The sequence below is a fragment of the Klebsiella sp. D-Nf1 genome (assembly GCF_002810515.1).
GTDB classification, from domain to species: domain Bacteria; phylum Pseudomonadota; class Gammaproteobacteria; order Enterobacterales; family Enterobacteriaceae; genus Klebsiella; species Klebsiella variicola.
On record NZ_PIOK01000001.1, the window covers coordinates 1159732 to 1173258 of the forward strand.

The window sequence follows — 13527 nt, forward strand, 5'->3', positions numbered from 1 at the left end:
AAAACTAAATCCTAGTATACTTCCTGCGAAGGTCCAGAGTATGTGGGTATTCATCACCAGGTTCCTCTACAGGGGGAGCCATCGGGCGTGGTACCTGCTCATGCTCATAGAAGGTCCTTAGCGCGCTGAATGCCGGTGGGGGGATCAATGTACCTTGGGTAAAACCATGATCCCAGAAGCGATTGACACGCCTGGCTTCGGCTTCGTTGCTGTTAACCGGACGCGTCTCATAGTTACGTCCGCCGGGGTGGCTGACGCGATAGGTGCAGCCGCCGATGGAAAGACCATTCCAGGTATCAATCAAATCAAACACTAACGGGGTATTTACCCCAATCGTCGGATGCAGCGCTGACGGTGGCGCCCACGCCCGATAACGTACCGCCCCCACCATCTCTCCTTGTCTTCCGGTAGCCCGCAGCGGCACGCGGCGGCCGTTACACGCCAGCACGTAGCGCCCTTCGGTTAAACCAGACAGGCGCACCTGTATACGTTCGACGGAGGAATCAACATAGCGCGACGTCCCGGACAGCGTCACTTCCTCACCCAGAACATGCCACGGTTCGATGGCCCAGCGCAGCTCCAGCTCAATATCATCGATTTGCTGACGGCCATAGTGTGGGAAGCGGAACTCTTCAAACGGCAACAGCCACGCCAGTTTGAAGGGATAACCATGACGTTGCAGGTCATCCACCACCTCTTTCACATCCTGCCAGACAAAATGCGGCAACATAAATTTATCGTGCAGCTGTGTCCCCCAGCGGACCAGCGGCTGGTGATACGGTTCTTTCCAGAAACGCGCCACCAGACACCGGAGGAGCAGTAATTGCACCAGCGACATGCGAGCGTGAGGGGGCATTTCGAAACCGCGGAACTCCAGCAGCCCCAGGCGACCACTACTGCTGCCTGCCGCATAGAGTTTGTCAATGCAGAATTCTGAACGGTGGGTATTGCCGGTGACATCCACCAGCAGATTGCGCATCAGTCTGTCCACCAGCCATGGCGTATCAACCAGCCCTTCCGGCATATTCTGGAAGGCAATTTCCATTTCATAGAGGGCTTCATCGCGCCCTTCATCCGGGCGCGGAGCCTGACTGGTTGGTCCAATAAACATACCGGAGAATAAGTAGGAAAGACCGGGGTGATGTTGCCAGTAGGTCACCAGGCTACGCAGGAGATCGGGACGTCGAAGTACCGGACTGTCGGCTGGCGTACTCCCGCCCAAAGTGACATGGTTTCCCCCTCCGGTACCGGTGTGCCGACCATCAAGCATAAACTTCTCGGCCCCCAGCCTTGCCTGGTGCGCCTGCTCGTAGAGTGTTTCAATATTATGCACCAACTCATCCCAGTGGCTGGCCGGGTGAATATTGACCTCGATAACCCCCGGATCGGGGGTCAGTAACAGCTTTTGCAAGCGAGGATCTTTTGGCGGCTCATAACCTTCAATCACCACCGGAAGCTGCAGTTCACTGGCCGCCTCCTCGATGGCATGCACCAGAGCCACATAATTCTCGAGGTGGGTAACCGGGGGCAGGAACAGATGCAGCTTGCCCTCTCGCGGTTCGAAGCACAGTGCGGTACGGACCACGCTTTTAGTGCCGTTGGCGACCTTTTTTTGTTGCTGTAAGGTCTGCCGGGCACGAACAGGGGCCGTCTCTCCCCCCATAGCAAAGACCGGAAGGGGTTCGCGAGGTTCAAAAGGATCTCGTTCGACGACGATCTCATCGTCGGCTAATGGCGGCAGCGAATTGAGCGGCAGACGGTAGCCCATCGCACTATCACCGGGGATCAGTGTAATCAGCCCGGCACGCATTGGCCAGGGGCTACTTTGCCAGCATGCGCCATCGAATTCGACAGGCAGGATGTAGCCCGTGGGGTTTTCCATCCCGCGGCTAAGCAAACTCGCCAGTCTCCGCCGTTCAAGGTCATGATTCAGATCCGCGGTCCTCGGATCGACCCCCTCAGGGAGAGAACGCTCCAGCCACAGATAGTAGAGCGAATCTTCATAAGCGGGTTGTAAATAGCGGGCGGCAACCCCTAACTGCCGGCATAGAGCCTCACCAAATCGTTCTGCGTCGCTAAGGGTGTGGCCATAATCCCGATCGACACGGGCCAGGAGCGCCTGGTCGTGCCACAACGCCTCGCCATCGGTACGCCAGAAGCATCCAAGCGCCCAACGCGGAACCTCTTCGCCGGGATACCATTTTCCCTGACCATAATGCAGCAATCCGCCGCGACTAAACTGCGTTTTTAAGCGCAGTAACAGATCTTTCGCGAGGCGTAATTTATCTTTACCCAGCGCATCGGTATTCCACTGTGCGGAATCCATATCGTCAATGGAGATAAACGTCGGTTCGCCTCCCATTGTCAGTCGCACATCGTTAGATTGCAGTTCGGCATCAACAGCGCGCCCCAGTGCGTTGATGTTAAGCCACTCGTCTTCGCTATAAGGCCGTGTGACCCGCGGATCTTCATGGATGCGGGTCACAATATTGGAATAGCTAAACTCGCATTCGCACGGGTCGGTTGCGCCGGTAATCGGCGCCGCAGACTGCGGGTCAGCCGTACAGGCTAAAGGAATATGCCCTTCGCCTGCGAACAGACCGCTGGTCGGGTCGAGCCCCACCCACCCGGCGCCGGGTAAATAGACCTCGCACCAGGCGTGCAGATCGGTGAAATCCTGTTCCGGGCCTGAGGGGCCATCCAACGCTTTCACATCGGCGGTGAGCTGCACCAGATAACCAGAGGCAAAGCGCGCGGCCAGCCCCAGATTACGCAGTATCTGTACCAGCAACCATGAGGTATCCCGGCACGAGCCTTTTTTTAATGTCAGCGTCTCCTGACAACTCTGCACGCCGGGTTCAAGGCGAATACCGTAGTCAATTTCGTTGGCCAGTCGGCTATTGAGCTGCACGAGGAAGGTTACGATAGGCACCATTTCCTCACAATCAACGCTTGCCAGCCACGCCTCCAGCTCAGGACACTGTTCGGTGACCTTGAGATAAGGCGCGAGTTCTTCTTGCATCAAGGCATCATAGGCAAAGGGGAAATTCTCGGCATACTCTTCGATAAAGAAATCAAACGGGTTGATCACGGTCATATCCGCAATCACCTCCACCGCAAACTCCAGGCGCTTCACTTTTTCAGGAAACACCAGACGTGCCTGATAGTTACCGAAGGGATCCTGCTGCCAGTTAATAAAATGGTCCTCTGGCGTCACTTTCAGGGAGTAGCCATGGATATGCGTACGTGAATGTGGCGCAGGCCGCAGACGCAAAATATGTGGCGCCACGTTGATCAAACGATCGAAGTCATAGGTCGTTTTATGTTGAATCGCTACCCGGATGGTCATACGGCATCTCCTTGCAGGAAATGAAACCAGTTGTCGGTAATCAGATGATGAAGCGCAATCAGGCTGAGCTGGATTTCATTAAGATAGAGGCTGAACTCTCGGTTCAGATCGTGAGAGTGTTCAACGCCCCGGGTCGCAAGCAGCAGGCTGTCGATGTGCACAGAAACGGCTGATGCCCGCGGCAGCTCAGCGGCGGCCAGTTTGATCTGCTCCAGACAAAAGCGCTGCGAACGGGGGAAATGCCTGTCCGTAAGGAGCAAAGTGACCACCAGCGAGCCTTTAATAGAGCAGCGCATCACCCGGCGAAAGCTGAGATAGGCGCTTTGTGATTTCAGTACCTTCGACCACACGACCTGGCCTAACTTAATGCTCTCTTCCTCGCGCGCCTGCATCATCAGGGAATTCGCGGCGTCAAGAATGCGTGTATTCATATCGGCGCGCTCGAGATAGCGCCCCATGTTCAGAAAATACCAGCCGGCATCACGACTCATCGAACCGGTCAGTAAACCAACAATTTTCTGACATCCTTCTATGATGGTATTAAGGTAGGTATGCCGTTCAGAACGGTTGATACCGAGGCGGATATTCTGGCGGGCATAGAGATCCAGCTCATTAATCAGCTCCCACATTTCGCCCGGCACCACATCGCGGCTGGTCCGGATATTTTCACGGACCATTTTTAATGACGACAGCAGTGAATCTGGGTTGCTCTCGTCAGCCAGCAGAAATTTCAGAACATTACGTTCGTCTTTAATCTTATAGCGCTGGTTAAACAAGACGACACCGCTGTTAATTTCAATCAGGTTATACCAGGAAACCGCAATATCGCGTGGCAGATCGTAAAGCAGATCGTCATACACGCTGACTAACCGTGCGATATTCTCCACACGTTCCAGATAACGCGCGCTCCAGTACAGGCGTGCCGCAACTCTTGATAGCATATTCATTATCGTTTGCTCTCCACGATCCAGGTATCCTTACTGCCACCGCCCTGCGATGAGTTCACCACTAACGAACCTTTTTTCATCGCCACCCGCGTCAGGCCGCCGGTCGTCACGTAAGTCTCTTTGCTTTGCAAAATAAATGGACGTAAATCAAGGTGGCGCGGCTCGAGATAATCTTTGGCGATGAGCGCCGGTGCGGTGGAGAGCTTCAGCGTCGGCTGAGCAATATAATTACGGGGATTTTCCTGGATCAGTTTGGCAAATATCTGCTGCTCTTTTTTGGTTGAATGCGGCCCGACCAACATACCGTAACCACCTGATTCATTAGCCGGTTTCACCACCAGCTTATTCAGATTCTGCAGTACGTATTCGCGGTCGTCATCGTTCTGGCAAAGGAAGGTTTCGACATTCGGGAGAATGGGTTCTTCGTCAAGATAGTAGCGAATCAGGTCCGGAACATATGCATAGACCACCTTGTCGTCCGCCACTCCGGCACCCGGCGCATTAGCCAGCGCGACATTTCCGGCTTTCCAGGCCCGCATCAGGCCAGGCACGCCAAGAACCGACTCAGGCTGGAAGACTTCCGGATCGAGGAACATATCGTCAATGCGCCGGTAAATGACGTCCACCCGCTCCGGGCCATAGATCGTTTTGGTGTAGACGCAGTCGTCGTCGCCGACAAACAGATCGGCGCCCTCGACAAGTTCCACCCCCATTTGCTGAGCCAGGAAGGCATGCTCGAAGTAGGCGGAGTTATAAATACCCGGTGTCAGCACCACGATCTCCGGGCGTTCAATCTGCCGCGGCGACAGGGCCGTCAGAGTTTCCAGCAGCTGTGCCGGATAAGCATCAATCGGTTTGATCTCGTCACTTTCAAACAGTTCTGGCAGGACGCGCTTGGTAATGGCGCGGTTTTCCAGCATATAGGAGACGCCAGAAGGCACTCGCAGGTTATCTTCCAGGACGTAGAATTGCCCGGTTTCATCCCGGACTAAATCGGTACCGCAAATATGCGCCCATACGCCATACGGCGGCTTCATGCCAACACACTCAGGACGGAAATTTTTAGATTCCTTAATAATATATTCAGGAATAATGCCATCTTTGATGCAGTTTTGTTCATTATACAGGTCATCGATAAAGCGGTTCAAAGCGGTCAGACGTTGCTTCAGACCTGTTTCCGCTATTGCCCAGTCTCTGGCATCAATAATGCGTGGAATAATATCGAATGGCCAAATCCTGTCGATATTTCCTTTATCGGTATATACCGTAAAGCTAATCCCCATTTCCTGAATTGTCGCCTCTGCCGTCAGACGACGTTTCTCCAGTTCATCCGGCGGGAGAGAATCAAGGCATTGAATCAGACGTTGTGCGGAAAAACGTGGATTGCCCTCATGGTCGATCAGCTCATCGAAAAAGATGTCGGCTTCGTAATTTTTTATGAGTTTATGCATCAGCATTGTATCCTTGTTAAATCGCCGACCTGGGCAGTATAGACTTTACTTTCACAGAACAAAGCTTCAAAGCTTTCGTTTCTCAAAACATAGGAGTTATTATTTGCAACACAGAGTCATTTTATAAAAAATCTCTGCATGAATTTTTGATTTAGTATTGATGGTTATATTGTGTACAGTCACCTCCCCTTGGCCATCATCGTCAATGTGAACGTTTAATCGGTTGCGAGTTAAATTATGATCGCATTGAAAATCATTTTTGGCCCATCGCATCGGTACCGACAATGCAAGCTACAGGTTATTATCACTTGTTCATGGAGTTAAATTTTTAAGCTTTCACACTAATTTAAGCACAAAGCGTGCCATTAATTTATTCATTTATTATCAATAAGATAACATGATGCGTAAGGGTAATTTACTATGGAGCATGGATCATCATGATGCAGGAGAGATACCGTAAAGCACCAAAATGAGGCGTGGCATTTCTTTTATTCAACGAAGCTTCAGATTAACCCTGCACCATACGATAGGTTACTTTCGGTGCAAGACGTTTACTCTCTGGTTATTGCTTAACTTATCCTCCTTCATTGGTGAGAGCGACATTCTTTCTCCCTGGAGCGCACCACGGGTCAGCTTCGCTTGCGCGGTGAAGTCATCCATCGAGGTGTCGGCGTAGCCATGCTCGGTAAACACCCGGCGGGCAGTCGCCAGCAGCGTGGCGCGGAGCACATCTTCATCGGCAGCAGAAGTTTCTGCGCGCCGCCACAGAACAATTCACTTGCGTTATTCAGCTCACCAGGATGTTCTGTCCAGTCGTACCTGGCTGTAGAATCTATCTCAGTAAAACCTGAATCAGCTGCACGAAGATATACACTCCCGCTACCACTTGTATGATCCGGAACGCCCATCTGAAATAGCGCCATTGATGGCGTTCTCTGGCATCAGCGGCTTCAATAGCGGGATCAAAACGTTTTCTTTTCCTGGTCCTGAATACATCGATTACCCACAGAATGAGAATAAAGCTAACGATGGTTTTCAGAATAATGGGATTATCCACAAAGCGTGACTCCGGCCTGGTCGTTAATACAGGCAGAATAGACGAACCACCTGTAGGTAGCCATCACTAAATGTAGGGGTAACATTCGTTTTCATTCCGGTGGATGTAGCGGTGAATCTGTCTATAGCCGGTTGATCCCCTGCTAAAGCCCACCAGAAATGAAGTGAATGCCCTATATAATAGAGTGCCGCTGGCGGCAGGACGGTACTCTCGCTTTAACGTAGGACACCACTATGTTTATAGGCAGTTTATGACGTCACCCGATAGTGCGACTGCACCAGACCCGAAGGGAAGCTGCGGTTTGATAACAGAGTCAAATCGATATCCCTGGTCAGGGATCCGAACAACGGTTTTCCCGAGCCAAGCAGGACAGGAATGGTCGTGATAACGATATCGGCGACCAGCCCCTCGCGCAGGAACGACTGTATGACCTGCCCGCCATCTAAATAGACGCGACGCGCGTTCTCTACCGTCAGGTCAGCAAGCACCTCCCTTGGCGTGCGGCATGAGATTTGCACTTTGTCCTTCAACGCTTTGGGCACGGAGGTATCGGTTAGCTGTCGGGAGAGAACCAGTACGGGTCGATCATAAGGCCATTCGTCAAAGGTCAGCGCCTTCTCATAACTACCTCGCCCCATAACGATCCAATCTTTGTCCGCGATGAATGCTGCATAGCCATGATCTTCTGTCGGGTCATCGCGCTGCAACAGCCAGTCAATATCGCCATCCTGTCGGGCGATGTATCCATCAAGACTGACCGCGATAAAAACATGTGTGGTGACCATCAAGTGCTCCGTATTCAGCTTGTATATATGCCGTTGAATTAAGTGATGTTAACTGCTCCCCATAAAGTAACCTATCACAGTGTCATCACCGGATCCTGTGCGGTTCTTGTTTGCCGTGAAGCATCTGTTACTCTGGTTGGGCTTGAAGGATAATAAGGAAATAACATGCTGAACCCGGGATTCGTTACCAGTAGAGCACTTGCTCAATGGCAGGATATACCCGTTTTCTTGCCACAGTTTCAGTTCCATGAAAAACACCAGACTATCATCAGGACGCACTCGCCTGAAAAAATCCTGCCGTTAATAGCGACATTCGATATTCAGCAGGACGCCGTTATCCGGTTATTGATGTCTGTACGACAATTTCCGCAAAAAATTCGGCGCAATAAATACCCCCTGCCGGTTAGCCGCTTTGGCCTGGACAGTTTTATCCTTCTGGAAAAGTCAGCATCCGAGCTCTGCTACGGGTTGCGCGGACAATTCTGGCGTGCGGACTTCGGCCTGGAAAACGTGCCGAATACTGAAGCTTATCTGGCGCCTTTGATGCCGGGCAGCGCGAAGCTCTTACTGCGCTACCGAGTAAAAACAGTGAATGAAGGGCAACATGAGCTGCAAACTGAAACGTTTATTTACTGTCCGGATAGCGCGACTCTGCTGAAAATGACGGCTTACTGGCTGGCAATACGGGCAGGCAGTGGATGGATTCGAAAAAGGACCCTTATGGCTGTTAAGTCCGTTATTCGATAACAAAGACAGTCGCAAGGAATAGTCTGCGTAGAGTGACGACAACCCATTACTTCAGGCAAAGGTTTTCCTCTTCAAGCTTAAGCATGTGCTTCAGTTCTGAAGGAGAAGCTCCGCCGTCCTTTTGCGCAAGGTGAAAACATGGCGTCGGAGATGCTCAGCTTGTGGCAGAATTCCGGCACAAACGTACTCAGCTCAGACTGTTTGTGGGAAAAGACAATCAGCATTTCGGTAAGTCATAGCTTTTTCACTGGCGCAATCTCTGTTCAGGTGAGTATTTATCATGCCGGAGTTCTATTTCTGCATGGAACAGGATTTCGGATAATAGTCACAAGGCACTGCATTCTTGACCCGTAAATGATCGTCATATAATTGAAATTACTAATAATGAACACCCAAACCACCTTTAATTGTAACCATACTAATGATTAGCAGATGGTTTTAATTCCTATCTAAAAGAATTATTATATCGAACTTATGCAGTACAACTTGCTCGCCTTGCACCTATAGATTACACTGATTTTACCATTCAAAAGAATGTTTCATAAAAAGACACGTTCCAGCATGGTATAGCTTGATTTCATCTTATTAACATCCCAACATAACAGGAGTGAATCATGCCTCTTAGCAGTTTTATTCATCCATTATTTGGTGAAGTTACATTCCGAACAGCCAGTCCTGAATGGAAACGTGGGGATGCTATTTTCTTTATTAGTGGCTTTAACATTAACGATGTTACACCTATTACAATTCCGCAGCTTAAAGGTATTCCAGGTTCAAATGATGGAGAATTACATTTTCATAGACTTGCCCATCAACAAATACTCGCGGTTTTTAAAGCAATTGAAGAGCAAGGCTATCTTCACCTTGTTAAATCATGTGCTGGAACACTGAATCCACGCTTACGAAAACCCACCAGTGGCGCCTTAAGCAAGCTTCCTTCGAATCATGCTTTTGGAATCGCGATCGACTTAAATGAAGATGATCCTGGATTTGGCGACTCGGTTGCTCCCTTCGCTCCTATTTTTCAGTCTTTTGGATTTACTTGGGGAAAGTCTTTTAATGACCCTATGCATTTCGAGGTTAATCAGTTTTTTCAGACAGAAGCATTGAAGAAGCCGATTGAAATAAAATTTATCTCAACCAAGCAACATGTTTCAAACCGAGGTGTACCGACGAATGATTTCTTGGAACAGTTAATTGATTGGGGAAAAAATGCTCCCGATGAAATATTTGCACCAAACTCTGAAAGTGATATCTACTCAAGCATTAAAAATATACTAGGCCCATGGCGTGATATTAACCATCGCCGCGCAGTAATGCTCGAAGTCATGCGCGTACTCGCTGGTTTTGAATCGTCGTGGGACTGGAATGCAGGGCGAGACAAAAATAATCCGACATCAGTAACACCAGAAACTATTGAGGCTGGAGCTTGGCAGGTAAGTGCAAACTCAATGCATTTTGGACAGGAACTTAAGGATTTGGTATTAAGAGATGTTGGGACATTTGATGGTAATATTTTTCAAAAAGCGATGAAAGAGAATCACCCCCTTGCGATGGAATATGTGTCACGACTGCTGCGTCGCACCATTCACCATCATGGACCAGTATCAAGACACGAAATTGATCCATGGTTGCGTCGCGATGCGGTCAGAGAGTTTGAAACAATGTTGTTGTAAGAGTTGTGGTTTAATGCATTCTTATAAGTTATAAGCTCATATTTTGTGTTAAGTTCATAAGATGAATTAATTTACTCATTGAAATTTTGCATGAAAAGTTAATACCCCTACCCTTCACTCTTAATAATCAATTACGATGAATTGGTGGGCGAGGATATACTATCTTCCTAAATTTAAATCAATCTGTATACATTAATTTTGACTTGCAATATATAAAAATCGAAGCATGGAGAAAGTCTTAAAATTAATTTTACTTGAACGAGTGGGGAATATAACCATGCCAAGTCATCCACATTGAGATTGAGTGGATTTATGATACAACTGCAGACTGGCTTAGCTTATTTTATTCTTAAGCCCTCAAGCAAATATATTAACCAATAGATATGGCCTTGAAAGAGTAATGGCCATAGGTAGTTTCATGATTGGGTCGTCCGGAGGGGGTATGACAGAAAAAAAATTTACACATGACGGCAAAGGAATTCTAGTAGTTGTATTCCACGCCTATGCCAACAATGCCACTTCTTTATCTTCAGTTATTGATGCAGTTAAAAAACAATGGCCTAATGCCCAGATGTATTGCCCTGACCTTCCACTGTCATGGTTTTCAACGGCAAACCCAAATGAGATAGTTAACCTTCATTTAAATCAGTTAGATACTATCATACAGCAATCAGAAAATGGTACAAATCCAATTACAAATATTATATTAATAGGTCACAGCTTTGGTGCACTGCTTGCCCGTAAACTCTATATCGTCGCTTGTGGTGAGACGCGTAAAGCACCGTTCGAAGCTTGCTACTTCAGATCTGAATCATCATTAGATAATGGTAGGCTTGCAGCTAGATATTGGGCGAAACGTGTCTCTCGTCTGATTCTGATGGCAGGTATGAACCGAGGCTGGAGTATTAGTCATCATATGAGTATTACGAAGGCACCGCTTTGGACATTAGGTGTGATTTTGGGTCATTTACTGTATGCATTCAAACATCGACCACCAGCAATTCTCACAATTCGCCGAGGTGCAGAATTTATCACTCAGTTACGTGTTCAGTGGTTATACATGCGTCGAGAGTATGCTTCCGATTCCAAAGCAGGCGGAAATGCTATTACCATCCAGTTGTTAGGCTCGCGCGATGATATTGTATCTCCCGATGATAACATAGACCTTATTTCTGGAGGGGATTTTATCTATCTAGATGTGCCGTACTCAGGACATAAGTCCATTATCGAACTCTATGATTCAGACTACGGTCAGAGCCGTTTCTCTGTCTTTATAAAAGCTCTGATACTATCTCCCTCTGAACTGGCTTCCGATAATATTCTTCCTGCTGACGAACGAGTCACAAAAGCAGATGAATCGGTCACTCAAGTAGCTTTTGTCATACACGGTATTAGAGATGCCGGTTATTGGACACACAAGCTTGCACGGCGTATTCAAGTGCCAGATAATGAAAAATGGGCAACAGAAACATCGAGCTATGGCTACTTCCCGATGCTGCCTTTTCTCTTCCCCTTATATCGCCGTAAGAAAGTCGAGTGGTTAATGGATCAGTATACGGAAGCACTCGCAAAATACCCCAAAGCCAGTTTTTCTTACGTTGGACATAGCAACGGTACCTATCTACTAGCAAGAGCGCTCGAACTTTATCCATGCTGCACGTTCAAAAATGTTGTTTTCGCTGGCAGCGTTGTACGGCAGGACTTTAACTGGCACAAGTATCTGAACAGTTCCCCGCCGCGAGTTAATGCAGTACTGAATTTCGTAGCAACAACAGACTGGGTGGTAGCTTTCTTTTCAAAATTATTCCAATTTGCTCACTGGCAAGACTTAGGTAGCGCAGGTCATGACGGTTTTATCCTGAGTAACCCACATCCTAGAATTCATCAACTGACCTATATCAAGGGTGGTCACGGGGCAGCAATAGAAGAACCACTGTGGGATCATATCGCCAGTTTTATTCGTAACGGCAAACTCCCGTCCAAAAATAACATTCCACTTAGCCTGTCAAGAACAAAATGGATTGCCATTACAAGCCATTTCCCGCCTATCGCCTGGATACTTGTTGGAGCAATTACATGGGGGGTGTGGTTAGCTATTAAATATTTAATCCAACTGTTAACTCCGCTCCAGTCTCAGGATTACGCCACAGGTTTTTCCCTTGCTATATATATACTTATATTGTGGCTACTGCTTACTAAAATTTAATCTAGAGTCATGAGCGCAGAGCTCATTATCGAGGTGTTACATGATTATCCAGCCTCTTATTCTTTCTTTAAAAACTTGGTTTAGCTCAGTGCTAGTATACGAACACTCCTCTCTTAAACCAGGGAGAGATGATTTATTGATTGTGAATTCTGCGATATTCCCGCTGATGACTCTGGGGGTTGTTTCAGTTATTATCATAAGTTTCAAAATAGAACTCGGCTATCTTCTGTTATGGGTAATGGCTTGCCTGTCGGTTGGTGCGGGGATTGGTTTTTTGTTTGGCATCCCGAGAGCTGGAAATAAGGATCAAGCCAATAAGATAACACCCAACAACAAGCAAATACAGACATATACTGCGACAAGCGATATCTATCAAGGACGGCCAAATACAAATCTGGAAGAGGTTTCCGATTGGCTTACTAAAATCATTATTGGTTTAACTTTGGTGAATTTAAAGACACTAGGGAACCATCTAATAGTTATTAGTAATTACGTTGCTGCTTCGATGAGCGACAAACCTAATGAGAGCATGAAATCTTTGTCAATTGCTTTAATTTTGGGGTTTTCGACGATCGGTTTTCTGTGTGGCTATTTATATACGCGTCTTTTTTTACAAGGTGCATTCCAACGTTCTGATAGTCAATTTTACAAAACTCTGGATGATGTCTTAAAAGCAGATGCTGATGAGTTTTTCAAAGAAGGAACACCTGTTGTACCCACGCCAACCGATGTGGCTATAGCAAAAAAGATAAAAGATACACTTCCAGGTAATAATCCTGACGCTATAAAACCCAGCTTGCATAGTCTCGTAAACAACTATGAACAAGCACGGATTTCAATGCCCTCGGGAGACAAGCGTACGCTCCTTATGTCTTCTATTACTGCCGGAATGCGACGTCTTGGCTTTGCAGCGAAATATTTTCTTCCACAACTAACAGTGAGTAACTCCCCTGGTGAGCGACTGGCTGCAGTATGTATCCTACAAATGGAATTTGATCCTAACTATATTACCTGGCTCGCAAACCGATTATTTGAAGAACCAGCCTTTTGTGGATATCAGGCTGCCAGTGTACTTAGCGCACGCATGGCATTAGTAGGAAGTCAAGAAAAAACAGACATTAGAAATGCCGTAAAAAATGCGAGACAAATTATGACTGCTAGAAATACGGCGCCAGATGCCGGTCGAGATGCCCTAATCGACAAAATCATAGCATCCTAATTGATTAATGGAATATGGATGTAATCTGCTATGAGTGAAAAAACATTCCAGATGCCGGAAGGGATGATAAATAATCGAATATGGCTTTGG

The 13527-nt window shown here is 47.8% G+C and carries 9 protein-coding genes and 1 pseudogene; 4 read left to right on the forward strand and 6 right to left on the reverse strand.

Features of this window, described 5'->3' with window-relative positions; translation table 11 throughout:
* Positions 1-4: 4 nt before the first annotated feature.
* The 6 genes and pseudogenes from CWM54_RS05710 to CWM54_RS05735 all read right to left on the reverse strand — a co-directional run bounded on the left by CWM54_RS05710 (position 5) and on the right by CWM54_RS05735 (position 7589).
* On the reverse strand, positions 5-3349 hold the full coding sequence (locus CWM54_RS05710; RefSeq protein ID WP_100696362.1) for a DUF2126 domain-containing protein: 3345 nt from the start codon (positions 3347-3349) through the stop codon (positions 5-7).
* Positions 3346-4290, reverse strand: coding sequence for an alpha-E domain-containing protein (locus CWM54_RS05715; protein ID WP_061156364.1), 945 nt, complete (start codon positions 4288-4290; stop codon positions 3346-3348). The genes CWM54_RS05710 and CWM54_RS05715 overlap by 4 nt, the downstream gene beginning before the upstream one ends.
* Before the next feature lie 5 nt (positions 4291-4295).
* The gene (locus CWM54_RS05720; RefSeq protein WP_100696909.1) at positions 4296-5747 is read right to left on the reverse strand and encodes a circularly permuted type 2 ATP-grasp protein; all 1452 of its coding nucleotides are present in this window, start codon (positions 5745-5747) and stop codon (positions 4296-4298) included.
* Between the two features lie 615 nt (positions 5748-6362).
* Positions 6363-6476 (reverse strand): annotated as a pseudogene (locus CWM54_RS29190) (TetR family transcriptional regulator); the annotation flags it as partial.
* Positions 6477-6579: 103 nt separating this feature from the next.
* Complete coding sequence (locus CWM54_RS05730; RefSeq protein WP_071839073.1) at positions 6580-6804, reverse strand: hypothetical protein; 225 nt, start codon at positions 6802-6804, stop codon at positions 6580-6582.
* Between the two features lie 248 nt (positions 6805-7052).
* A complete protein-coding gene (locus tag CWM54_RS05735; protein WP_100696364.1) occupies positions 7053-7589 on the reverse strand; it encodes a dihydrofolate reductase family protein in 537 nt (178 codons plus the stop codon).
* A 165-nt stretch (positions 7590-7754) separates the two neighbouring features.
* Between CWM54_RS05735 and CWM54_RS05740 the strand changes: the two genes are divergently transcribed.
* From CWM54_RS05740 to CWM54_RS05755, 4 genes are all read left to right on the forward strand, one after another.
* Positions 7755-8336: a hypothetical protein gene (locus CWM54_RS05740; RefSeq protein WP_206053109.1), complete on the forward strand. Its 582-nt coding sequence runs from the start codon at positions 7755-7757 to the stop codon at positions 8334-8336.
* Positions 8337-8950: 614 nt separating this feature from the next.
* Positions 8951-10012 carry a M15 family metallopeptidase gene (locus CWM54_RS05745; RefSeq protein ID WP_100696366.1) on the forward strand — a complete coding sequence of 354 codons (1062 nt, stop codon included), beginning with the start codon at positions 8951-8953 and terminating at the stop codon, positions 10010-10012.
* Positions 10013-10454: 442 nt separating this feature from the next.
* Complete coding sequence (locus CWM54_RS05750) at positions 10455-12218, forward strand: alpha/beta hydrolase (RefSeq protein WP_133122409.1); 1764 nt, start codon at positions 10455-10457, stop codon at positions 12216-12218.
* 40 nt (positions 12219-12258) lie between these two features.
* On the forward strand, positions 12259-13437 hold the full coding sequence (locus tag CWM54_RS05755) for a hypothetical protein (RefSeq protein WP_100680293.1): 1179 nt from the start codon (positions 12259-12261) through the stop codon (positions 13435-13437).
* Positions 13438-13527 lie beyond the last annotated feature (90 nt).

Bases quoted from the DNA above. Each gene is read 5' to 3' on its own strand.
- CWM54_RS05715 (WP_061156364.1), bottom strand. From the start codon at position 4,290: ATGCTATCAAGAGTTGCGGCACGCCTGTACTGGAGCGCGCGTTATCTG.
- CWM54_RS05740 (WP_206053109.1), top strand. From the start codon at position 7,755: ATGCTGAACCCGGGATTCGTTACCAGTAGAGCACTTGCTCAATGGCAG.
- CWM54_RS05750 (WP_133122409.1), top strand. From the start codon at position 10,455: ATGACAGAAAAAAAATTTACACATGACGGCAAAGGAATTCTAGTAGTT.
- CWM54_RS05755 (WP_100680293.1), top strand. From the start codon at position 12,259: ATGATTATCCAGCCTCTTATTCTTTCTTTAAAAACTTGGTTTAGCTCA.
- CWM54_RS05735 (WP_100696364.1), bottom strand. From the start codon at position 7,589: ATGGTCACCACACATGTTTTTATCGCGGTCAGTCTTGATGGATACATC.
- CWM54_RS05720 (WP_100696909.1), bottom strand. From the start codon at position 5,747: ATGCATAAACTCATAAAAAATTACGAAGCCGACATCTTTTTCGATGAG.
- CWM54_RS05710 (WP_100696362.1), bottom strand. From the start codon at position 3,349: ATGACCATCCGGGTAGCGATTCAACATAAAACGACCTATGACTTCGAT.
- CWM54_RS05745 (WP_100696366.1), top strand. From the start codon at position 8,951: ATGCCTCTTAGCAGTTTTATTCATCCATTATTTGGTGAAGTTACATTC.